Here is a 22,389-nt window from a genome sequence, read left to right as displayed (position 1 = left end):
CATAATGAACGGGGGCTCCCGGTATGAAAGCAGTTACCTTTCAAGGAATGAATGAGGTCCAAGTCCAAAATACCCCCGACCCGCGCATCCTAAAGCCGGATGACATCATCATTCAAGTCACCTCGACCGGTATTTGCGGTTCGGATCTTCATTTTTACCATGGAATGATCCCCAGTATGGGTAAAGGCTACATTCTGGGTCATGAAACGATGGGCGTTGTGCTGGAGACGGGGCCTGATGTGCATAAGGTGAAGCGTGGCGATCGGGTCGTTATACCGTTCAATGTAGCCTGCGGCCATTGTCGGTTCTGTGAAGCCGAGCTGGAAAGCCAATGCGATCTGGCAAATCCCGAAGGCGAGATGGGAGCTGTTTACGGCTGCTCCCGCCTCTTTGGAGATTATGCCGGAGGGCAAGCCGAGCTGCTCAGGGTGCCTTACGCCAACTACCTCCCTATGGTGATCCCGCCTAGCTGTGAGGTGGAGGAAGACACGCTGCTGCTTATGACGGATGCTCTCCCCACTTCCCTGTGGGGAGTAATCCAGTCAGGCATGAAGCCAGGGGATACCGTTGTGGTTCTAGGCTGCGGCCCCATCGGATTGCTGACGCAAAAGTGGGCGTGGCGGCTCGGTGCCTCCCGGGTCATTGCCGTCGATTGCGTGCCCTATCGCTTGGAGCATGCTCGCAAGGCGAATAGGGTGGAAACGGTCAACTTCCTGGAGCAATCGCGTACCGGCGAGTATCTCAGGGAAATCACTAACGGGGGGGCCGATGTTGTGATCGATTGTGTGGGGGGCGACGGCAAGATGAGCTTTATCGAAAAAGTCGAAACCGCCCTGCGGCTGCAAGGCGGCGGCATGAGCGCCATCAATATCGCCTCGCAAGCCGTTCGCAAGGGAGGAACCGTGGAGCTGGTCGGGTTTTACGGCCTGAGGTACAATGCTTTCCCGCTCGGCGACTTCTTTGGCCGCAGCGTATCGCTTCGCATGGGCACGGCCTCGGTCGTTCATTTGATGGGACGCATCTATAAAGAGCTAAGCAGCGGCTTCGATCCGTCCGATATCATTACCCATCGACTGCCCCTTGCCTCCGCCGCCCACGCTTATGAGATTTTTGATAAAAAGAAGGAAGATGCGGTAAAGATCATCCTAAAGCCGTAGGCGAATTTACCTTCTCGGATAGCGTGCACTGCCCGATTCGGTGATGACTACACCCCCTGCAGCGCTCCTTGTCCGCGCACTTCAGCGCGGACGCCACCGCCTGCTCCGCACTGTCATACACGTGCTCACGCCCGATGCGGGCTATGACGCCGGACTTTTCCAGCATCGAGTAAGGCTGCGCGGCAACATCCGATAGCAGTACGACTCCATTAGAGCGGCTGACCTGATGAACCAGTCCTTCCAGTTGGGCGGCGCCCGTAATATCGATATAAGGCACTTTGCCCATCTGCAGAAGCAGCATCTTGGACTTTTGATCCAGGTCTTTACTCGTGACTCCCTTCTCCAGCAGCAAGGAGGAACCGAAGAACAGCGGCCCTTCTATTGTATACATGCTGAGCTGGGGGCAGCTGCGGCCGGACACCATTTTTGCCAAGCCGTTCGTATCGCCCATTCGCTTTACGAAGAGAAGCAGTGCCAGAGCCAGACCTGCTCCTACCGCCGTAGTCAAGGTGGTGAGTACGGTTAACCCGAACGTCACCAGCAGAAGCATCGACTCGCCGGTACGCATGTTTACAATGCGCAGGAACTCTTTGCGTTCGCTCATATTCCATGCCACCATCATAAGAATCGGCGCCATGCTGGCGAGCGGGATGCGGGAGGCCCATGGAGCGAAAACAAGCAGCACCAGCAGCACCGTCAGGCCATGGATTACTCCCGATAACGGGGATGCCGCGCCGTTCTTGATATTCGTCGCGGTGCGCGCTATCGCCCCTGTAGCGGGAATGCCGCCGAACAGCGGCGTAATTATGTTGGCGATGCCTTGCCCGATCAGCTCACGATTGCTGTTATGCTTGGTTCCTGCCATTTCGTCGGCCACCACAGCCGATAGCAGGGATTCGATGCCGCCCAGCATAGCAATGATCAGAGCCGGTTGAAGCAGGCTGTGCACTTTCTCCCAAGTGATCTCGGGAAGATGAAAGGCCGGCAGGCGGCTTGGAATCTCCCCGAAGGAGGAGCCAATCGTAGCCACATGCCCGTCGAAGAAAAGTGCCGCTACGATGCTGGATACGATCAGCCCGACCAGCGAACCCGGAACCTTCCAGCGATATTTGGCGCCCATAATGAGAATTACGAGGCAAATGCTTGCTGTTGCTAAGCTGTATAAGCTCCATGTTGGGAGATGCAGCCCGATTTCTTTCATATTCAAAAGAAAGCTCTCATGCTTTTCGATCTCGCGCAAGCCCAAGAAATTCGCAATCTGGCCGCTGAAGATAATAACGGCAATGCCCGCGGTGAAGCCGACCGTGACGGGCTTGGGAATAAAACGGATCAAGGAGCCCATTCGGCACAGACCCATAAGGACAAGCAGAACTCCGCCCATCAGCCCGGCGATCAGGAGATTTTCGTAGCCGTACTGTAACACGATAGCGAATAGAACAGGGATAAAGGCGCCCGTCGGCCCGCCGATCTGGAACCTTGACCCGCCAAGCAGTGAAATCAGGATGCCGGCTACAATTGTCGTGTAAATCCCGTATTCCGGCTTGACCCCCGAGGCAATAGCAAAAGCCATTCCCAATGGAATGGCTATTATCCCTACAATCAGCCCGGCAATCAGATCTTTGCGAAAAGCACCCCAAGAGTATCCTTCGAATCTGTCCATGGGACTAACCTTCTTTTCTTTATATATTTGAATATTTGAATATATATAACATGATAATCCCGCAGATATCGCTCTGTCAACGGGAAATCCTCTTTACTTGGCCTGCTCCTTCCGGATATCCTCAAGCAGATTGATGGCATCCACCAGATGATTATCGAAGATTTGCTTGGCTACCTGCAATAAATCCTTAATTAGCGGATCGCGAAGAGAGTAGATCACCGTGGTCCCTTCCTTTTTGCCATAGACGACATTCTTGCTTCTCAGAACGGCCAGCTGCTGAGATACGGCCGAGCCCTCCGAGCCCAGGATCGTTTGCAGCTCATTGACATTGCGATCCCCTTCGCTCAGCACCTCCAGAATCCGAATCCGCATGGGGTGCGCCAACGCCTTGAAGAAATCCGACTTGAACTGTTGTATCGATTGCATCGTTATATCCCTCCCGGCATTCATGGTAACCAGTATACCATATTGCCTAGGGCGCATAAATCCGGCGGGGGCGGGCACCCTATCGTCACGTGTCTTAGGCCCTGTGCATCACAGACTCCGCCATGCCCCACGCTGTAACTCGTAGCCGACAATATACTTTGCCGTCGGACCCTCCTTGGGAACAAGCCAGCCTTTACCGCAAAGTGCCTGCAGCACCCGAACCGCCGTGCGATGGTTGATCAGTAGATGCTCCCTTACGTCAACCGTACGCAGGGGGCGTGACAGACGGCATGCAAGACGAATGACCTCCTTTTCCAATACCGCCAAACGCTCTGTAGGACCTGGCTCCGCTTGATAGCGGCTGAGCACCATGCGCAGCAAGGTCGTGCAAACCTCGGGACGCTGGGACACGTCGTCATATGCGAAGGAAATGACCTGATACCCCATCGCAGTTAAGAACGTTTCACGGTTGAGCTCGCTGCAATACTTTTGTCTGTCCATATCCCGAACATGGGGACCGAAGCCTTTGATTTCTATGACCAGCTTTACCGGCTGCGTCAGCCAGACAAAATCGCAAAAGTAAGACATGCCTCGCCAATCCCGTACTTCGTACTCCGGATGCAGATCGTCGAAGCTTCCTCTAACGGGCCACCAGACATTGCGGCAGAAAAGCCTCTCCGCCTCGTTATGTCCGCGAACAAGCCGCCCTTTGCGTTCCCCCGTTCTTCGCTCGACATGGTGTAGTATAAACACGGCATGCGCTTCTTCAAAAGTCATTTCCCATCCTCCCTTGGAATGAAAAAACGCCCCGAGCCATCCTTTTGCTCAAAAAGGACAGTCATCGGGACGTTCTTCGTCTCTAATTCCATATTATAGTATAAAAGAGTATTTTCTGCTAGTTACAATACCGTCAGCAGCTCCAGCCCATGAGGATTTATGCAAATGCGCACAAATCCCCAGCCAGATGGTACTACATGTGCTTCATTTGTGCGATAATGCAACATTCCAGGAGGGCAAGGCGGCTGTTTCTCCTAATCCAGCTATCAAAGTTGCACTTTAGCACAATTCTAGCACCACAGACACGAAACCGGCCGGATTTGCTGCCGATTCGCACAAATCCTAGACGCACTTGCGCCATGCAGGACCGCGAGGAGAAGCTCACCCGCTCACCCAATCTCAGGCTTCGGGCATACCAAGCAACCCACCTCACGGCGCTGAGCATACGAAACAGCATGCCTCAGTAGCACACACAGGCCCATGAGGATTTATGCAAATGCGCACAAATCACCGGCCAAATGATACTACATATGCTTCATTTGTGCGATAATGCAACATTCCAGGAGGCAAAGCGGCTGTTTCTCCTAATCCGGCTATCAAAGTTGCACTTTAGCACAATTCCAGCACCACAGGCACGAAACCGGCCGGATTTGCTGCCGATTCGCACAAATCCTCAACGCACGTGCACCATGCAGGCCCGCTAAGGAGCAAACCGCTCCCCAGCTGCCCGCACATTACACGCCTAAAGCCGCACCGGCCCGCATATAATCGGTCGATTCCAGAAAGATGGCATTGCCGTTGATAATGAGCAGCACCGTGCCGTCCCCAAGGATCGACGCTCCGGCCAAATACGACAAATGCTTAAATCCGTCCTGCGGCGGCTTCACGACGACCTCCTGCTGCCCCAGCAAGGAATCCACCTTCAGCGCCAGACCGCTCTTCAGGATCACAAGATATTGGCCGCTCGTTTCTTCCTCCTGCCCCGCCAAGCCGAAGTAGCTCCGCAGATCGATCACCTTGTACACCTGCTCCCGAAGGATCACGATCGGCTGTCCTTGCATCGTCTGCAGATCGGCATCCGATACGCGGCCCGTTTCCTCAATTTGGTCCAGCGGAATCCCGTACGGATCTCCACCGACCTTCACCTGCAGCACTTGCGTCATGGATAGCGTTAACGGCAGCTCGATGCGAACCCTCGTGCCTTCCCCCGGCTCGCTAACGACCTGGACATCCCCTTGAAGTCTCACAATCGTAGTTCTTACCGCATCCATACCGATGCCCCGACCCGAAAGAGACGTTACCTCCTCCGCCGTCGAGAAGCCGGTATGAAATATATAGGGGATCAGCTCCTGCGGCTGAAGCTTCTCCAGCTTATCCCCTTCCACGAGCTGGTGCTCCTTCAGCTTCGCTCGAATCCGCTCCACATCGATGCCGGCTCCATCATCGCTGACCTCCAGCACAACCCGGTTGCCCTCCCGGAACGCCCCAATGCTCAGCAGTCCTTCGGGCGGTTTACCGGCGCGGACCCGGTCCTCAGGCGCCTCGATGCCGTGGTCGATCGCATTGCGAATGAGATGGATCAGCGGATCGGACAAGGCTTCGACCAGAGTTTTGTCGAGCGTGGTCTCCTCCCCGCTGAACTCAAGCCGAATATGCTTGCCGGATTGGCGTGCCATGTCCCTGACGAACCGGTTAAACTTGGTGAACACGTGGGATACCGGCAGCATGCGGATATCGACGATGGCGTCCTGCAGCTCCTTCGTGATGCGGTCCAGCATGGCATACCGCTCCTTCAGGTCTCTCGCCAGCGCTACCGTGTAAGGATCCTCCAGCATACCGCGAATCATGAAAGGAAAGGCATTCTTCGCAATTGCCAGCTCCCCGATCAGCTCCATCACCCGTTCTACCTTACCGGTCTCCACGCGAATGATTTTCTCCGATTCGGAGGACAGCTCGCCTCTTCCGCTTCGCAGCGGAGCCGGTGTCCGTTCCGGCTTCTCCACAACCGCGACGGCCTCCGCTACAGCCTCCTCCTCAGGAGGCTCCTGCTCCTTCGGCAGCACAGCCATCTCCGCTATAGGCTTCACCGCGTCACTCACGGAAGCGGCCTCAATGCTCACCTCCGTGTAGCGCGCCGCCAGCTCCTTTAAGGAATATATGTCTGGAGCAGCCGGCTGCGAGAGCTTGCGCAGCTCCTCATCCCCGAGCACCGTAGCGCAGCGATGCAGAATGCCTCTTGCCAGGTCCCACCTTTCAATGAGAGGACGACCCTTCGGGGCAAGAAAGTGAATCTGCTCCACGATGAGCTTCTTGGCCAAACCCGCGGTAACCTCCGGCGCTATGCCGGAAGAGACAGGCTCCTTGTGAGCTTGCTTAGGAGGCTCCTCCAGCTGAAGAGCAGCTGCCGTCTCCTGCAGCTCCTCCCAGCCCTCCTCCACTTCAGGCGCCAGCAGCGTGCCGAACTCCTGCTTAGTCTCTTGGCGCGGCTTGCACAAATCCCACAGATCGAGCACCATATCGGAAATGGCCACTGGACTGCGTCCCGCCGCCCATTCCGACAAAGTTCCGGCAATCGCCTGCCACACATCATACCACCAGGAAGGAACGGACGGTCCGCCCTTTTCCCGTAACGTATATTGCTCGAGCAAGGTCAATGTTACGATCATCTGCATAAAAAGGATCTGGAGGCTCTCGTTCTCCCGCTTTTTATCGGCTAAACGGGTGAGCTTCTGCACCATCGCGCCGATCTGCTCCGTCAGCGCCTCATCGAAGAAACGAATCGCTGCCAGCTGAGCCGCTTCCTGTGCCAAGGCTTTTCCGTGCTTGGCCTGGGTGCGGTCCGGCTGAATATCCGCATGATCGAGTACGGCGTACAGCGGAAACAAATGAGCCAATGCGTCCCCGGCTTTCTCCCCCTGCATGAATCCCTTCGTCATTCGGATCCATTCCTCCGGATCCGCCGAGAAAAGTCTCGGACGCGGCTCCAGCTTCTCCATGGGCTCCTCGCTCTTAGCCCGGTATTGACTTAAGCGGTGCAGCAGCTCCGGCTCCGACTGGGGATCTTCCGCCCCGGCGGCAATCGAGCCGACCATCAGCCGGATTTGGTCGAAGCTCTCCAGCAGCACATCGGTTAAGGTCGGCTCGAGACTGCGCGTGCGGCTCCGAAGCTCATCCAGGATCCCCTCCAGCAGGTGCGTCAGCACGGCAATGCCGCTATAGCCGTAAAGGTTGGCTGACCCCTTCAGCGTATGCGCCGCCCGGAAAATATGATTCACATTCTCCTCATCATCCGGGTGCTCCTCCAGCATGAGAATGTGGTCGTTAATCGAATTGAGCAGCTCGTCTGCTTCGTTCAGGAATGATTGCTTCAGGTTCATCGGCTTTCTCCCTCCGGTATAACCCCAAAGAGTCGGATCAAGCTCTCCAGCTGATCCGGTCGCACAGGCTTCACCAAGTACGCGTTCGCTCCCGCCTGATAGGCCAGATGCTGATCCGAGGGCTTGTTCTCGCTGGATATGACCGCGATCGGCGTATTGTACTTCTGCTCCCCGCCCCGCAGCTCGCGAATGAATTGGTACCCGTCCATCTTAGGCATGTTGATATCGACGATGGCCGCATCGAAGCTCTCGACCGCCATTTTCTCCAGGGCTTCCAAACCGTTGAATGCCTCGGAAACGACAAAGCCGCGCTCCGTCAGGTAGGTTCTGTAATAATCTCTTGTTGCCGACGAATCCTCTACAATGAGTACCTTGGACCTTATCACTTCCGAATCACCTCGCCACCGGTTTTTGGTAAATAATCGAATGCTGGAATTTGCGCAGTTGAAAAATCGAGGTAATCCGGCTCATCGACTCGGAATGGCCCAGAAATACATATCCACCGGGTTTAATCGATTGGTAGAAATCCAGCGCCACCTGCCTGCGGGATTGATCGTCGAAGTAAATCAGCACATTGCGGCAAAAAATGACATCCACCTCTTGAAGCTGCCGCATCATCGTCGATTCCATCAGGTTCAGCTGCTGAAATTCCACCAGGCTGCGCAGCTGCTGGTTCACCTTGAGCTCCGTACCGGACTGTTCAAAATATTTTCTGACATAAGGAGTCGGGATATGACGCGTCGACCTTTCGGCATAGCAGCCCTTACGGGCGAAGGCCAGCACCTTGTTATCAATATCCGTAGCAATGATACGGCAGCGGGCCAAGTTCTCGGGACCGAGCATCTCATGTAAAATAATCGCCAGGGTATATGCCTCTTCACCTGTAGAGCAGCCGGCCGACCAGAAGACCAAATTCCCCTTTTCTCTGCGTACAAGCTCGGGCAGCACTTCCTCTGCGAAGCATTTCAATTGACTGAACTCGCGGAAAAAATACGTTTCATTGACTGTCAGCACCTCGATAAATGCCTGCAGCTCCGTCCCATTGTTTTCAAACCTGAGCATGGAATAGTAATAATTAATATCACTGAGACCCAGCGCCTCCATGCGCTGTATCAAGCGGCGTTCCACAAAGTACAGCTTGCTGTCCGGAAAGTAAATGCCCGTCTTCTGATATATGTAATCACGCAATCGGTGAAATTGTTCCATGCTAAGCGTAACATTCATAATGACTCCTTAGACTGCGACGGCCCGTGGCCGAGTCTGCGCAGCGCCCTCTGTCCGACGTAATCAATGTACGGATGCTCGAACTGCCCCATCGCGTAACGAATGGCCTCGGCTTCTGCTTCTCCGCCTCCCAAATCACCGAGAGCCTCAATCATGGCTACAACGACGTTCGCTTCTTTATCAATGTGCAATTGCTTGATCAGCAGCCGGTTTACTTCATCCTTATAAGGCAGCTGAACCATTGCCTGCACCACAAACAAACGTACGTCGGCGTCCATATCGTTCAGATGATCCTGCAGCACCTCGAGCCCCTGCTTGCCGAAAGCGGCAAACAGCTCGACGGCCAAATTTCGCGCAGCCGCCTCCTCGGAGTAGAACAGCTCGATAAGAATGGTTGTTCCTCTCTCATGGGGCAGGCGCACGACTTCCGAGCCCAAATACTCTAGCACATCCGGTCGAAGCGGCGTCTGGAGTACGTTTCGCAGATACTCTTCCTTTTCCTCAAGAGAGATGTCCGCCAAATAGTCTCGGATCATACCCAGATTCCCGGTCTGACAATAAAACCGAAACTGCTTATATTCCATACCCCAGCACCTCGTTCACGATGACTTTACCAATCTGATGAGAAGGTAGAACAAGCTTCGCCCCGCCCAGCTCCACAGCTGCCCTCGGCATGCCGTATACGATGGCCGTCTCCTCGGATTCGGCGATCGTAAGGCCTCCGTTTTGCCGGATCGTTGCCATCCCCTGCGCACCGTCCGTGCCAATCCCTGTCAATAAGACCGAAATAATCATGGAGGCCGGCAGCTGCTCCGCAAGTGAATTCATGCTGACGTCAACGGACGGCTTGAACACGGTCTCGATCGGACCTGACCTGATCGCGATGCGAAGCTGCTGCTTGCCGAGAACCTTCTCGACGAACATATGCTTCCCGCCGGGAGCGACATACAGCGTCCCCGGCTCCACCAGCATGCGATGTGCCGCTTCGACCACACGAATTTTGAACTTGTCGTTCAGCCGCTCCGCGAAGGAGCTGGTGAACATGGCAGGCATATGCTGGACCAAAAACATCGGGGCAGGGAAGTTTGCAGGAATATGCTGCAAAATATCGATCACCGTCCGGGGCCCCCCGGTGGAGGCCCCGATAATTACGGCATGATCGTAGTCATAACCTCCGCGTTCCATGACATAAGGCCGGCTGCGTCCATCCTCCTGTCCCCGAACCGGCTTCTGCCCCGCAGCCAAAATACGCTCGGTAAGCTGCTGTATCATCGCTTCCATTTCCGCAACGCCCAGCACCTCCGGCTTCGTTACATAGTCGAATGCGCCCAGCTCCAGGGCCTCAAACGTGACCAAAGCTCCCTTACGGGAATAGGCGGAAAGAATAATGACGGGGCAAGGAGCCAGCTCCATTAAATATTGCAAGGCCGTGATCCCGTCCATTGTCGGCATGTGGATATCCATAGTCACCACATCGGGGCGCAGCTTAATCGCCTTCTCTACCCCTTCTCTTCCGTCCCGCGCCACCCCGATCACTTCGATTCTAGGATTGCGCGATAAAGCGGCCATCAGCTGCTGGCGCATTAACGCAGAATCGTCCACAATAAGTATCTTGATTGTGCTGTCCATTCCTATCATCCTGACCTTCTCCGAAATTCAAGTGTGTCCTTATTCCCATGTCGATGGGTCGATCAATGGAATCAATCGTGTGTCCGATTCCTTATAAAATCCCCGAAGCCAGCCAAACTGCGCGCTCTGCTCATACATGCCCGCCCTTTGTATTTTGTCTGCCGCTACCGGCAGTACTCGAGTGACCTCATGTACGCCTATGCACTTGGCGGTTCGATGTCCTTGCATGACGATCAGGTGCTCGAACGGGTCCCGCGAAGATTCCTGCATCAGCCAATCCTGCGCATCCAAGACCGTCACCAGCTGTCCGCGAATATTGGCAAGTCCCGCCACGCCAACAGATGCAAACGGAACCTTTCGCACCGGAGACATTCTTGTAATTTCCTTTACTCTCGCGGACGATATCCCGAACTCCTCTCCGTTCAGCCGGAAGAAGAGGATCAGCTCTTCTCCTTGACTTGAGGCGTCCTCTTCCGTGAAATCGGCGCCCGCGCCTTCTCCTCCGGCGGATTCGGAGAGCAAATAAGGCAGCACGGCAAGCTTCTCCAGCACCTGCTGCACATCCAGCAGAAACAAAGGCTTCGTCAATCCGCCGATGGAATACACTTTCTCGATTCCGTCGGACAAGCGCTTAAGAGAGGCCGGTATTTCCAGCGGGGAGGCCTGCTTCATCATCCGAACCTCATGGACATGCTCCACAGCCAACCCCAACTGAATGCTCCCATTGCCCGCCGGCAGCTCGACTACGATCACCCGGCTCAGCCTCTCGCGATGATGACCGTGCGTGAGATGGGAAGCCTCGACAATCGGCAGCATCCGTCCGCCGCGAAAGACGCCTAAACCGAGGATGCAGTCCGGCAGTCCTTGAATTGGCTCCAGCTGCTCCGGGAACGGGGCGATTTCGCGAACCTTCTCCATCGGCAGCCCGTAGCATTCCCCGGAAATCTCGAAGCGAAGAATCGCTGCGGAGCGAGGCTCCGACCATTCCGGCTCGAAGAGAGAATGGACGGCCGTTGACAGAGCCGACGGCATCACCGGTCTCGATTCGTTCTGGAGCGGCTTCAGGACCGCCTCGACCTTCAGGATCCGGATCACCGTGCCTTCCCGCATGACGAAGCCTTCATATTGCTCCAGCGAGCCTTCCTCGGGGCTCAGCACATCCTCAGGAGCAACCGTAATGACACCGTCTACTTGATCTACGGCAAAGCCTATAATCGACTTTTTCTTTTGTATTACCAAAATCTTCTCAGCAGGCGCGTGGCTCACGCGTCCCAGCCACCGGCTTCCGTTGATCACCGTCAGCAAGGACCCTCGCAGATTGACCATTCCCTCGAGGCACGGCTCGGAGAACGGCACCCGCGTTACCCGATCCATGCGAATGATTCCCTTCACGGCATGGATCGGCACGGCATAAAGATGATCATGCAAATAAAACGCAACCAGCTGCCTGCTCGTGGATGACTCCTTCATTGTTCCCTGCTCCTCCGGCTTCGGCTTATACGAGCATATCGTCCGCAAGACCTGCGATTTCCTCGATCGCGCGAGACAGCTCTTGAATGCCCACGGTTTGCTCCTGACCGGCATGTGAAGCCTGCTTGCTGGCGGCAGCCGCTTCGATTGCCGTAGCGGCAATCTGATCAACGGCCCGCTTGGAGTCGTTCACGGCATTTTCCGCTTCCGTAAGGCTGCGGCTGCTGTGCTCTGCCCCCTCCCTCAGCTGCATCAGATGTTCTTCAATCTGACCGGAGTTCACCAGAATGCGCCTAGCCTTCTCCACTTCCATCTTGGTCGTTTCCTTCGTAATCTGCAGCTCTCGGATAACCAGAGATACCTGGGAAGCAACATCGCGAATCAAATCCTTGATGTTCTCCGCATTGGTGGACGTCTCCTGCGCCAGCATGCGGATATCGGAAGCGACGACAGCGAAGCCGCGTCCGTACTTGCCCGCCCCTGCCGCCTCGATCGCCCCGTTCACAGCCAGCATATTGGTCTGAATTCCGACTTTATCTATCGTGCTTACAATCTTGTCGATGCTGCGAATTTGACGCTCCAGCTGGAGCAGGCTGGTTAGATGCTCGTCCAGCCTGGTGAGACCGAGACCGATGTTCTCTATCATGATCTCCGTCTGCTCTCTGCCCTTCTCGAACAGCCCCGTCACCTCGTTGATCCGGTCCTGCGAGGACATCGCCAGCGTGCTTACTTTGCTAGTCAGCTGCTCGAGCTGAACCAGCGCCGAAGCCGATTGCTCCGTAGCGACCGATTGCATCTCCGCGCTGCGGTCCATCGTATTGATAGCGGCCATAATCTGCTGCGCCGATTGAGCGGCCTCCGTAATTGATGCCGCCAGCTCCTCCGAAGCGGAGGCCATCGATTCGACGGATCGGCTCATGTTTTTCCCCGAGCGAAGCTCCTCCGTTAAGTCGCCAAGCTCCAACGCGCTGTGACTGATATCCTCAAGCGCACGGGTTTGCTCAGCAATGGCTTGAACCGCCTGCCCTGCACCGGTAGCCTGCTCCTCCGCCGCCTGCGCAATGATCCGCGAGCCTGTCTCAAATTCCTTGACTCCGGCTTTCAGCAGCAGCATCTCGCCGTTGATTTCCTTCGTGCTCTCGACAAAATCATTCATCCTTTGATTGATTTGGCGCAGCATGTCCGTCACGTGGCGGCCGCTTTCAACCTCCTCCAGGGACGATTGCTCCGCTGTGATAATCGAGGAAGCGATGGAACCTACCTCCGTCTGTATTGCCTCCACAACCGACTTAATATCCCTTGCCGACTTCTCCGAAATTTCCGCCAGCGCACGTACTTCATCGGCCACGACAGCGAAGCCGCTGCCGTGCTCGCCCGCGCGTGCCGCTTCAATCGCCGCATTCAAGGCAAGCAGATTCGTCTTATCCGCCAAGTGTACGACGGTGGCAATGATATCCCCGATCTCCCTCGCTTGATGCTCCAGCTCCGCAATCAACCGCGCGGATTCTGAATTTTTCACGGCGGACATCGAGATTCCTTCGATCAAGCGGCTGATGTCTTCCGAGGAGCCGTTCACCATATGCTGCATGGACAAGCTTCGGTTCATGGAGAGAGTCGCATTTTGCGAAATGATATTCATATTCTCCATGATCTTGGTTATGGATGCGGAGCTTTCTTCACAGGCCGATGCGGATTGCTCCGCTCCGGTAGCCAGCTGCTCGATGGCGGTTCGAAGCTCATGAATGGCAGATTGGGATTCCTCCACGCCTGCGGAAAGCTCCTGCGTAGCCGTGGCCAGCCGCTCCGAAAGCTGCTGCTGCTTCGCATAGGTGCGGGCACGCTGCCGCTGCTCCTGCAATCGCTTGGCCGACAAGGTATCCGCCTGTGCCTGTGTCTCGGAACGGAAGGCTTCGCTTGGGAAAGCTTCCTTCGTCATCGTCCTTTGCAAGGTTGGCGGGGAAAGCAAGGTCTTCTTCTCATTCATCGGTCGGTTCCTCCATCAGGTTCGGATTTTGCTTAAGGGGCAGGGTAATGTCGAAGGTGGTTCCTTCAAGAACACGGCTGCTAACCCCGATCTTACCGCGGTGCTTTTCAATGATTTTGTAGCTGATCATAAGTCCCAGGCCGGTGCCCTTCTCCTTACTGGAGTAAAACGGCTCTCCCAGCTTCTCCAGCCGGTCCTCCGGGATCCCGCAGCCTTCATCTCTGATGCGCAGGCATAACGAATGCTTGTCCGCCTGGCTTAGGCTAATATGGATGTTCCCTCCGGACGGCATAGCCTCGATCGCATTTTGCAAAATATTGATTAATACCTGCTTAATCTGGTTTGCGTCACATTGTATCATGGCGTTGCTGATCAAAATGACCTTATTCAGCTGCACTCCGTTCATGATCGCCTTCGTTTCCATCAGATGGATGACATCCTCCAGCAGCAAGCGAAGATCGTGGTCATAAAATTTCGCTTCCTGCGGCTTGGCGAGCATGAGAAATTCGCTGATGATAGCCTCAATCCGCTCGATCTCGGAAAGCATCAGCGCGTAATACTTGCTTTCTTTATCACTGGCTTGCAGAATCTGGGCAAAGCCCTTCAGCACGGTAAGCGGGTTCCTTACCTCGTGCGCTACCCCTGCGGCCAATTGTCCGACCGCCGACAGCTTGTCCGACTTGCGCAGGAGCTCCTCAGCTTCCTTCTTCTGCGTAATATCCTGCATTTGAATGATGTAATACAGCGGCCTGCCCTCGACATCCCGTACCAGCGTTAAGCATAAATACCCCCAGACGAACCGCCCGGAGGAGTGCAGGAATCTCCGCTCCATTTCACAGGACTGAACCTCCCCGATCAGCAGCCGGGTGCAGCCTTCCAAATAACCGTCCCGGTCTTCCTTATGAAGATAATCGAGAATCTGCAGCCCGTAAGTGTCCTGTGTATGAATATCCAGCGTCTCGGCAAAAGCATAATTCATCTCTTGGATCGACCCGTTCACCAAAACAAGGGCCATTCCCACCGCAGCATAATGAAAGGCCGCATGAAACCGCTCCTCCATTTCGCGTGAACGAGTGTCGTCCAGGCGTTTGTTCGTCACTTCTTCGATCGACTTAATCAGCAAATACCGGTCTTCGCCGGACTGCTTAATGACCCCATGAACCTCAACGTAAACAGGAGTCCTGTCCTTTCTGACTCCCTTCAGCTGAGTGTGTACCCTCTCGGAAAACGAAAACGAATGCTTGCCGGCTTGGAGCAAACTTAAAAAATTCGGACAGAGCAGCTTCTCGTAGCTCTCTCCTACCAGTTCGAAATCAAGATAGTCGAAGATCTCAAGCAGGTCTTGACCTACCTTTACGAACCGGCCATTTTTCAGGATGCTCATCTCCTGCAACCATTCGTCCCAAAAGAGATTGTTGTCACTCGCAGTACTATTCAATTGTCTCATTGCTTCGTTTGATAATTTCATGGTTGTCTCCCAATTGCCGGAATGAAACGTCGCTTTTCATAAGTATAGGGATTGAAAAACAGCGTGTAAATGAGTAATAACGTCGTATTGTGAGTAATTATGACGAACCATGTCGATAATCGAAAAATTCACGAGAATGACAAAAAATTTGAAGATTTTTGAATAAAAAAAGCTGCCGTAACGAAGTTCGGAACATTTCCAAACCGCGTTATAGCAGCCAATATTTTACAATATGTTACCGGCCCGCATTAAAATTCAGGCGTCACAGGAACAACGTTCCCTAGATCATGGGTGTATCCGCAAAACCGTGCAGCTCCAGGATGAAGTTCTCACAGCGCCGCCTGCTATGTTTGCTTGCTTCGGTACTCCCTCGGCGTGACGCCGACATAGCGTTTGAAGACCTTCGAGAAGTAGGTACGGTCCGAGTACCCCAGCTGAGCGGCAACGGCTTCCACAGTCGCTTCCGTATTCTCAAGCAGCTTGGACGCGATTTTCATCTTATAAACATTCAAGTAGTCGATGAAATTGTATCCGGTCATCCGCTTGAAGGATCTTGAGAAATAGCTGGGGCTCATATACAGATGCGCCGCCAGGTCGACGGTGCTGATGTTCTCGGACAATCGCGAATGAATATAAGCGTCGATGGCCTGAAGCTTCGGCTCCTTCGGGGCCGCTTCCTCAGCGGGTCGGTTCGCCGCCATCAAGGTAAGCAGTCTCCAAGCGAGCAAACCTTTCGTATCCTCCCAGAGCAGCGATTGTTCGAAGCTGTCATAGAAGGCCTCCTCTTCAAGCTCGGGCATAAGCTGCAGCTCCAGCAGCCGTACCCGCTTCATACACGCGTGGATGACATCAGCGGGAGCAAGTCTCTTACCCGAGGCTGTCGCGGCAAGTGCTTGGAGCGCTTCCTCGACCTTTTCCTCGCTTCCCTGCTCTACCGCTTCAGTCAGCTCCAGCAGCTCCTGCTCCAGCACTCCCGTAGGCATATACGCATAGGGCTCCGCCTTCTCCGCCCCAAACACCCCGGCCGAGCCCCCGTAATACAGAAAGTGCTTTTGCTGCTGCAGGTCCCGGTAGGCGTTACCGATTTGCTCCAGGCCCAGCCTGCCGGGCCCGCTGACACAGAAGAGCTCGACCTTCAGATAGTCACGGCAGTGCTCCGTCAGCTTCTGCAGGTAATCCTTGAGGTACTGATACTCGTTGAAGGAGAGGCTGGGGCGATAGTTGTACAGCACCGTCAGCAAGCCATCCTTCTGGAAGACGGTCAGGCCCTCGTAGGTATCGGCCAGCTCGCCCGCTATATTATACACGCCGTAACGGATCAGCGAAGCGTGGTGTAACGGATAGCGCGGCAGCAGCGTCGAATCGAGCAGCTTTACATAGCCGAGCATAAACGCCGGATACTCCCATTCAATACCGAGACGCTTGGCATAGCCGAGAATCCGCTCCGGCTCCTCGCCCTTCAGCACCTGCTGGAGCAAGGAATCCTTCAGCAGATCCCGGTTCCGGCTTAGATCCTCCCTATAAGCGTGCTGCTCCGCCTTCCACCCGGCCTTCTGCAGCGCGGCTGCACACCCCTGCAAGCTTCGCTCCAGCTGCTCCTTGGTGAGCTCATCCTTTACCAGGTAATCATCCGCCTGCAGCTGGAGCGCTTTTTTCACATAACCGAAGTCCTCATGACACGTCAAAAATAAAATGCGCACCTCCGGCTTTCTCCGGCGAAACTCCGCCGCCAGCTCCAGACCGTCGATTTGAGGAAGGCCGATATCCGTAATCACAATATCCGGCAGCACATCGGCGAACAGCCTAAGTGCCTTAGCGCTCGAATCCGTCTGCGCAACAATATGAAATCCGAGCGCCTCCCAATCCGTCAGCTGACTCAAGTATCTCAGCATCGGCACATCGTCATCGATCAGCATTACCTTCACCATGTTCCTACAGCTCCCCTTCCCCTGTCTTAGTTAAGGTTGTCCGGCCAACGCAGCATTGCGGTCGCCCCTCCATCAGGTCTATTCTCTAGTCGAAGCACTGCCTGTGTCCCATGGCTCAGCCGAAGCCGCTGAAGCACATTCACTAGTCCTACCCGTTCGTAACCGCTGTCGCCCGCCGAGGCCGCTTCTACAAACAGATGATTGAGCGCCTCCAGCTTCTCTTCGGGAATTCCTGTTCCATTATCCGAAACCTGAAGATGAATCCAGCCATGCTCCCGGAATGCGCGAACCGTAATAGAGCCGGGCTCATCCGTACCCGCCAGCCCATGGACAATGGCATTCTCTACGAGCGGCTGCAGCGTCAGCATCGGCACGGAAAGCTGCCGGAGCTCGTCCTCAAGCCGGACCTGAAGCCGGATTTCCCGGCTGCTGCGCATCTGCATAATCTCAATGTAATGCTGCAGCAGAGTGCATTCCCTCTCTAAAGTCGAGGGCTGGTCCACCTTCATATAGGCCTTGAGCAGGCTCATCAGCGCATCGATCTGGCCTCCATGCTTGCGGTCCCGCTCAATTAGAAGACTGCACTTAATGGAGTTCAGCGTATTGAGTAGAAAATGCGGCCGAATCTGCGCGAACAAAGCCCTCAGCTCCAGAAGGCGCTTTTGCTCCTGCTCCCGCTCAATCCCTTGGATCAGCTCGTCGATTTCACTCAGCAGCAGGTTCACCGCTTGGCCCAGCTCCTCAAATTCGTCACTGCCTTCACTGACATAACGCACCTTCCGGTTCCCGCCGCCGAACTGCTTGGCAAGCCCCTGAAGCTGCCGAATCGGGTGGTGCAATCTTCTCGCCAGAACGACGGCGAAGAGAAGAAATCCGACGGATAGCCCCAGCACAAGCAATCCGCTGACATAGAACGTTTGAGAGATTTGGCCGGTAACGGCCTGTTTCGGGGTGTGGTAAACCAGCTTCCAGCCGGTCTTCGGGATGACGGCCTCGCTGCGGATATCTCCATCAGCGGCGTCCACGTCGTTATGAAAGGGAGACGCCTCGCTGCCGGCAATGCGTCCTCCGTCAGCATCGTACAGGGCGAACTGCCCTTCCGCCACTGCAGCAAACAAGCTGTCGAAGTAACGGCTGGAAATCCCGACCATGAAGGTAGCCAGCACCCGGCCCTGCGGACTGCCGTCGTGAATGACACGGCCGAGATAATAATAGGTTTCCCCCGGTCGGCCCTCGGAAGGAACCGTACCGATCCACTGCAGCTTATCCGAAATCCCTTGGTCTACGCGGGGCTGAATGAGCCTCCAGTGACGCTGCATCTGCTCGATGCCGCCGCCTATGCCTTCATTGACCGTCATGTAAGGAATAACAAAGGACTGCTCATTCACGAGAAAAAGCCATATATCCTTGTTCACCGACTTCACAGCCGCCTGCTCGAAGAAGCTCTGGATCCTCGTATAGCTGTTATAATCGTCGATGGTTACGATTGCCTTCATGTCCGCGAAGGTATGCAGATGCTGCCGGATCGAAGGATCCCGGGCATAATAATGGGAAGCGGAAGCCAGCTCGTCAACCAGCTTGCTGATATCCTTCACCATGAGCTCCAGCACGGATTGATTCGCCTGACGTATCTTGTCCATCATCGTCTGCTTGATGATGGAATACGACAAGAGGGATAACGCGAGAATCGGAATCAGAATGAGGATAAGAAAGGATGCTTGAATCCGACGGTAAAATGATTTGCGCAGCATCAGACGTCCCCCTCGAGTAGTCAAATCATGACGATTCTTGTCGAACCTATACCTCTATTATACTCTGAACGGCACGCCGCCGATAGCTTCTCCGTTCCCGCCTACGAGCGAAAGGACACCCCCCGGGGTGCCCTCTCAACGTCCAGCTTACTTCGTATTTTGCTTGATGATCTTGTTCGCTTCTTCAACCATCCATGCTTGTACTTCATCGGATGATTTGTTCTCCAGAATAAACTTGGAGAAACCGTCCGTCAGCAGCTTGTCCAGATCCTTCTCATAGGAAACGGCGTTTTTGGAAGGCGGCAGCGCTTGAACCCGCTTGTCGAAGAGCGTATTCATGAGCGATTCCACATCATACAGCTCCTTGTTCGTGCCGATCAGCCGATCCACCAGCGGCTTCATATCGCCCTTCTTCCAGCCCGGCAGCTCGGTTCTCGCATCGGTCATATTCGTAGACACGAAGCGAATGAACTGGTATGCGGCGTCCTTATTCTTCGAGTCCTTGCCGATGGACAGGAACTGCCCGCCCATGTACAAATCCGGTTTGGCATCCTTGGAAGGCAGCGGCACCGGGGCGAAGGCGGTTTTAAACTTATGCGGGAACTTCGACGTATCCCCTACCTCGCTGATCATCCAGTTGCCGGCGATGATCATGGCCGCCTTCTCATTGAAGAACTCGGAGCGGTAATTCAGCTTCGCTCCAATCACATCCGCATATGGCTTGGCCGATTTGTCTTCCTTCTCCATCGCGCGGCGCAAATCGAAGAACCTTTTGTACGTCGGGTCACTGAAATTCGTCTTTCCGTCCTCGTACAGGAACGGATGCTGCATATGCACCTGAGCCGTCGGGTTCGCATACAAGGACCAGTTGTGGAAGTACGTTCCGTAACGTTTGCTCGGTCCGTCTCCTTTGTTCAGCTTCTTTGCATATTCACGGTAATCGTCGTAGGTCCAGCCAAGCGTCGGAACCGGCAGCCCCGCTTCATCCAGCGCATCCTTGTTGAGAAGCACGAAATTCAGCGTAGTATTGTTTTGAATGCCGTAGTATTTGTCCTTATAGCGCGGATTCACGTAGTATTCGTCCTCCGGCTTTATCTTCTCCTTGGCATACAGCTCATCAAGCGGCGCAAGCACTCCCTGCTCCGCCCGTGCGAAAAGATGGCGCGTATTCGGGAACAGCATGACATCTACTTGCTCCCCTGACGATAGCAGCACGTCGAGTTTCTTCATCGTCTCTTCGGAATTGCCCGGCACGAGCGGGATCGATTCCACCTTAATATTCGGATATTTTGCCTGGAATTGCTCGATGAACTTCTTGGTAACCCCTTCGGTCGTTTCGTTATCCCAGTTGTAATACTTGATCGTTACCGGCTTGGATGCATCTCCCGCCCCGTCGCCGCCGGACGCTTGCTGATCCCCCGATTGGGCGCAGCCGCTCAGCAGTGCCAGTGTGAGGATCGACCCGGTAATCAGCTTCCCTGCTTTGAATGTCATAAGATTACTCCCCCTAGAGTGATTCTTCCTTGTGCCTTGCCTGGCTTTATTATAGAATGGCGCGATTTCAAACGACGTGCACGATTGCATCCAGAACGTGCACTATTGTGCCCTGATGTCTACCCCTTCACGCCGCCTAGGGAAATGCCTTTGATGACCTGCTTTTGCAGTACCACGAAAATAAGGACCAGCGGAATAATCGCCGATAGGGAAGCCATCATCAAGACGGCGAAGTTGTCCGCGTAATCATCCTTGAACAGCTGCATGCCCAGTGTAATCGGGAACAGCTTCTTATTCAGTAGGAAGATCAGGGGATGCTGATAGTCGTTCCAGGTCCAGATGAATTTAATAATGCCCACCGTTGCGAGAATCGGCTTGCAGAGCGGCAGCACAATCCGGGCGAAAATGCGGAAATAGCCGGCGCCGTCGATTTTGGCCGCTTCAATGTATTCGGGATGAATCCCCATCATAAACTGCCGCATCAGGAACGTAAAGTAGATGGAGAACATCATGGTAACGATCAATGCTGCATGCGTATTATAAAGTCCGAGCCACTTGATCAGCAAAAAACGGGGAACCAGTGTGGCCTGCTCCGGAATAATCATGAAGGTAAGCAGCACGCCGAACGCCCAATCTCTGCCCCGAAATTGAATCTTGGTAAACGCGAAGGCCGCCATGGAGGAGAACAGGATGGTGATCACCGTAACGATCAAGGACAGCTTCAGCGAGTTCAAGTAAAACAAGTAGAACGGTACCTTGCCGAGCCATACCTCTTTAAAGTTATTCACCGTATTCCAAGCGGTAGGAATCCACTGGATCGGAAACACAAGCACATCCTTCTCATATTTCATGGCGGATGATGTCATCCATACGAGCGGTACTAGAAAAAATAATGAGAATCCCCCAAGCAGCACCGTCGTGGCCAGCTTCATATAATTGTCCAGCTTTCTTGTCATGGAGCCCGCTCCTTTCCTATGTTTTCAAGGGAATGTCCTTCCTATCCCGCACTTTTCGCTTAGTAATGTACATACCGCTTCTGAATTTGCCAGCTGAGGAAGGTAATCACGGCAACGATGGCGAAGAGCAGCCACGAAATCGCAGAGGCATACCCCATCTGAAAATTACGGAAGCCCTCCTCATAAATCCGATACACGATAACCGTAGAGGAATCGTTCGGTCCCCCGCCTGTCAGGAAAGCCACCAGATCGAATACCTTGAACGAACCCATAAGCAGCGTGATGAAAAGGAAGGAGTTCGTCGGTCCCAGCAGCGGCAGCGTAATCGCAAAAAACTGGCGAAGCTTGGAGGCCCCGTCAATATCCGCCGCTTCATACAGCTCGTCCGGAATGCCGCTGAGCCCGGCCAAATAGATGACGATCTGGTAGCCGATCCCCGCCCATATGGAGATGATGGCAATCGAGACCAAGGACATCTTCGGGTCCGCCAGCCACAAGGGTGGATTCTCCACGCCGATACTCCGCAGAAATTGATTAATGGGACCGAGTGAAGGATGGTACAGCGCACTCCATACCGCCCCGACCGCTATGATCGAGGAAATGTAAGGAATAAAGAAGGCTACTTTAAAATAGCTTTGGGCATACACCCGCGTATGAATGATCACCGACAGCACCAAGGCCAGCGCCATGCCGACAGGCACCGTCAGTAGGGTATAGATGAAGTTATTTTTCAGCGCGGACAGCACCTTGGCGTCCTGAAACATTCGTATGAAGTTATCCAGGCCGACGAATTTGATGGCCGATATGCCGCCGACCAGGTTCCATTCGCTTACACTCAGATACAAGGAGAACAATACCGGGAAAACATATAATACCAGAATGCCGACCATCTCCGGAGCCAGAAAAAACCACCCCGTTAGTGCATCCTTCCGGCTGTTGGTCCAGAACCTCCCTTGCTGCGCCGTGCCCCGCGCCGCGCTTTTCCGCGCTTCTGCTTCCATGCAGCTCACCTCGTCTTTGTTATGATGTTTATCTACAATATAATCCGCCAAAGGGACGAAGACAGAAGATGATTTTGACGGAAACGT

Annotated in this window: 17 protein-coding genes; 1 reads left to right on the top strand and 16 read right to left on the bottom strand. The window is 54.4% G+C overall.

Annotated features, from left to right (window positions below):
- Window positions 1-23 precede the first annotated feature (23 nt).
- Entirely contained in the window at window positions 24-1,157 is a 1,134-nt protein-coding gene (locus RAC89_RS15230) for an alcohol dehydrogenase catalytic domain-containing protein (protein ID WP_306614462.1), read from the top strand.
- Here the strand turns inward: RAC89_RS15230 and RAC89_RS15225 are convergent.
- The 16 genes from RAC89_RS15225 to RAC89_RS15150 form a co-directional block, all read right to left on the bottom strand.
- Window positions 1,141-2,817, bottom strand: coding sequence for a SulP family inorganic anion transporter (locus RAC89_RS15225; RefSeq protein ID WP_306614461.1), 1,677 nt, complete (start codon window positions 2,815-2,817; stop codon window positions 1,141-1,143). The two genes, RAC89_RS15230 and RAC89_RS15225, sit on opposite strands and share 17 nt — an antisense overlap.
- Before the next feature lie 93 nt (window positions 2,818-2,910).
- Window positions 2,911-3,243: an ArsR/SmtB family transcription factor gene (locus RAC89_RS15220; protein ID WP_306614460.1), complete on the bottom strand. Its 333-nt coding sequence runs from the start codon at window positions 3,241-3,243 to the stop codon at window positions 2,911-2,913.
- Window positions 3,244-3,351: 108 nt separating this feature from the next.
- Window positions 3,352-4,020, bottom strand: coding sequence for a DUF559 domain-containing protein (locus RAC89_RS15215; RefSeq protein WP_306614459.1), 669 nt, complete (start codon window positions 4,018-4,020; stop codon window positions 3,352-3,354).
- Window positions 4,021-4,754: 734 nt separating this feature from the next.
- The gene (locus tag RAC89_RS15210; protein WP_306614458.1) at window positions 4,755-7,397 is read right to left on the bottom strand and encodes a chemotaxis protein CheA; all 2,643 of its coding nucleotides are present in this window, start codon (window positions 7,395-7,397) and stop codon (window positions 4,755-4,757) included.
- The gene (locus RAC89_RS15205; RefSeq protein WP_284644051.1) at window positions 7,394-7,783 is read right to left on the bottom strand and encodes a response regulator; all 390 of its coding nucleotides are present in this window, start codon (window positions 7,781-7,783) and stop codon (window positions 7,394-7,396) included. The genes RAC89_RS15210 and RAC89_RS15205 overlap by 4 nt, the downstream gene beginning before the upstream one ends.
- A gap of 7 nt (window positions 7,784-7,790) precedes the next feature.
- Window positions 7,791-8,621 carry a CheR family methyltransferase gene (locus RAC89_RS15200; RefSeq protein ID WP_306614456.1) on the bottom strand — a complete coding sequence of 277 codons (831 nt, stop codon included), beginning with the start codon at window positions 8,619-8,621 and terminating at the stop codon, window positions 7,791-7,793.
- Window positions 8,618-9,205, bottom strand: a complete 588-nt coding sequence (locus RAC89_RS15195) for a HEAT repeat domain-containing protein (RefSeq protein WP_284644046.1) — start codon at window positions 9,203-9,205, stop codon at window positions 8,618-8,620. Before RAC89_RS15195 ends, RAC89_RS15200 begins: the two co-directional genes overlap by 4 nt.
- Window positions 9,195-10,250, bottom strand: coding sequence for a protein-glutamate methylesterase/protein-glutamine glutaminase (locus RAC89_RS15190; RefSeq protein WP_306614455.1), 1,056 nt, complete (start codon window positions 10,248-10,250; stop codon window positions 9,195-9,197). The genes RAC89_RS15195 and RAC89_RS15190 overlap by 11 nt, the downstream gene beginning before the upstream one ends.
- Before the next feature lie 39 nt (window positions 10,251-10,289).
- The gene (locus RAC89_RS15185) at window positions 10,290-11,720 is read right to left on the bottom strand and encodes a chemotaxis protein CheW (RefSeq protein WP_306614454.1); all 1,431 of its coding nucleotides are present in this window, start codon (window positions 11,718-11,720) and stop codon (window positions 10,290-10,292) included.
- A 25-nt stretch (window positions 11,721-11,745) separates the two neighbouring features.
- A complete protein-coding gene (locus RAC89_RS15180) occupies window positions 11,746-13,704 on the bottom strand; it encodes a methyl-accepting chemotaxis protein (RefSeq protein WP_306614453.1) in 1,959 nt (652 codons plus the stop codon).
- Window positions 13,697-15,151: an ATP-binding protein gene (locus RAC89_RS15175; protein ID WP_306614452.1), complete on the bottom strand. Its 1,455-nt coding sequence runs from the start codon at window positions 15,149-15,151 to the stop codon at window positions 13,697-13,699. Before RAC89_RS15175 ends, RAC89_RS15180 begins: the two co-directional genes overlap by 8 nt.
- A 365-nt stretch (window positions 15,152-15,516) precedes the next feature.
- Complete coding sequence (locus RAC89_RS15170) at window positions 15,517-17,100, bottom strand: helix-turn-helix domain-containing protein (protein ID WP_306614450.1); 1,584 nt, start codon at window positions 17,098-17,100, stop codon at window positions 15,517-15,519.
- Between the two features lie 26 nt (window positions 17,101-17,126).
- On the bottom strand, window positions 17,127-18,851 hold the full coding sequence (locus tag RAC89_RS15165) for a sensor histidine kinase (RefSeq protein ID WP_306614448.1): 1,725 nt from the start codon (window positions 18,849-18,851) through the stop codon (window positions 17,127-17,129).
- Window positions 18,852-18,998: 147 nt separating this feature from the next.
- The gene (locus RAC89_RS15160; RefSeq protein WP_306614446.1) at window positions 18,999-20,345 is read right to left on the bottom strand and encodes an ABC transporter substrate-binding protein; all 1,347 of its coding nucleotides are present in this window, start codon (window positions 20,343-20,345) and stop codon (window positions 18,999-19,001) included.
- Between the two features lie 119 nt (window positions 20,346-20,464).
- Window positions 20,465-21,301, bottom strand: a complete 837-nt coding sequence (locus RAC89_RS15155) for a carbohydrate ABC transporter permease (protein WP_284644031.1) — start codon at window positions 21,299-21,301, stop codon at window positions 20,465-20,467.
- A 59-nt stretch (window positions 21,302-21,360) separates the two neighbouring features.
- Complete coding sequence (locus tag RAC89_RS15150; protein ID WP_306614444.1) at window positions 21,361-22,302, bottom strand: carbohydrate ABC transporter permease; 942 nt, start codon at window positions 22,300-22,302, stop codon at window positions 21,361-21,363.
- Between the last annotated feature and the right edge of the window lie 87 nt (window positions 22,303-22,389).

The sequence above is a fragment of the Paenibacillus sp. GD4 genome (assembly GCF_030846225.1).
GTDB classification, from domain to species: Bacteria; Bacillota; Bacilli; order Paenibacillales; family NBRC-103111; genus Paenibacillus_G; species Paenibacillus_G silviterrae.
The sequence above is the reverse complement of the archived record's forward strand: the minus strand, read 5'-3'. Positions and strand labels throughout refer to the sequence as shown.

Coding starts and splice junctions, on each gene's coding strand:
- RAC89_RS15150 (WP_306614444.1), bottom strand. CDS start 22,302: ATGGAAGCAGAAGCGCGGAAAAGCGCGGCGCGGGGCACGGCGCAGCAA.
- RAC89_RS15190 (WP_306614455.1), bottom strand. CDS start 10,250: ATGGACAGCACAATCAAGATACTTATTGTGGACGATTCTGCGTTAATG.
- RAC89_RS15210 (WP_306614458.1), bottom strand. CDS start 7,397: ATGAACCTGAAGCAATCATTCCTGAACGAAGCAGACGAGCTGCTCAAT.
- RAC89_RS15155 (WP_284644031.1), bottom strand. CDS start 21,301: ATGACAAGAAAGCTGGACAATTATATGAAGCTGGCCACGACGGTGCTG.
- RAC89_RS15170 (WP_306614450.1), bottom strand. CDS start 17,100: ATGGTGAAGGTAATGCTGATCGATGACGATGTGCCGATGCTGAGATAC.
- RAC89_RS15195 (WP_284644046.1), bottom strand. CDS start 9,205: ATGGAATATAAGCAGTTTCGGTTTTATTGTCAGACCGGGAATCTGGGT.
- RAC89_RS15200 (WP_306614456.1), bottom strand. CDS start 8,621: ATGAATGTTACGCTTAGCATGGAACAATTTCACCGATTGCGTGATTAC.
- RAC89_RS15215 (WP_306614459.1), bottom strand. CDS start 4,020: ATGACTTTTGAAGAAGCGCATGCCGTGTTTATACTACACCATGTCGAG.
- RAC89_RS15180 (WP_306614453.1), bottom strand. CDS start 13,704: ATGAATGAGAAGAAGACCTTGCTTTCCCCGCCAACCTTGCAAAGGACG.
- RAC89_RS15230 (WP_306614462.1), top strand. CDS start 24: ATGAAAGCAGTTACCTTTCAAGGAATGAATGAGGTCCAAGTCCAAAAT.
- RAC89_RS15175 (WP_306614452.1), bottom strand. CDS start 15,151: ATGAGACAATTGAATAGTACTGCGAGTGACAACAATCTCTTTTGGGAC.
- RAC89_RS15160 (WP_306614446.1), bottom strand. CDS start 20,345: ATGACATTCAAAGCAGGGAAGCTGATTACCGGGTCGATCCTCACACTG.
- RAC89_RS15185 (WP_306614454.1), bottom strand. CDS start 11,720: ATGAAGGAGTCATCCACGAGCAGGCAGCTGGTTGCGTTTTATTTGCAT.
- RAC89_RS15165 (WP_306614448.1), bottom strand. CDS start 18,851: ATGCTGCGCAAATCATTTTACCGTCGGATTCAAGCATCCTTTCTTATC.
- RAC89_RS15225 (WP_306614461.1), bottom strand. CDS start 2,817: ATGGACAGATTCGAAGGATACTCTTGGGGTGCTTTTCGCAAAGATCTG.
- RAC89_RS15220 (WP_306614460.1), bottom strand. CDS start 3,243: ATGCAATCGATACAACAGTTCAAGTCGGATTTCTTCAAGGCGTTGGCG.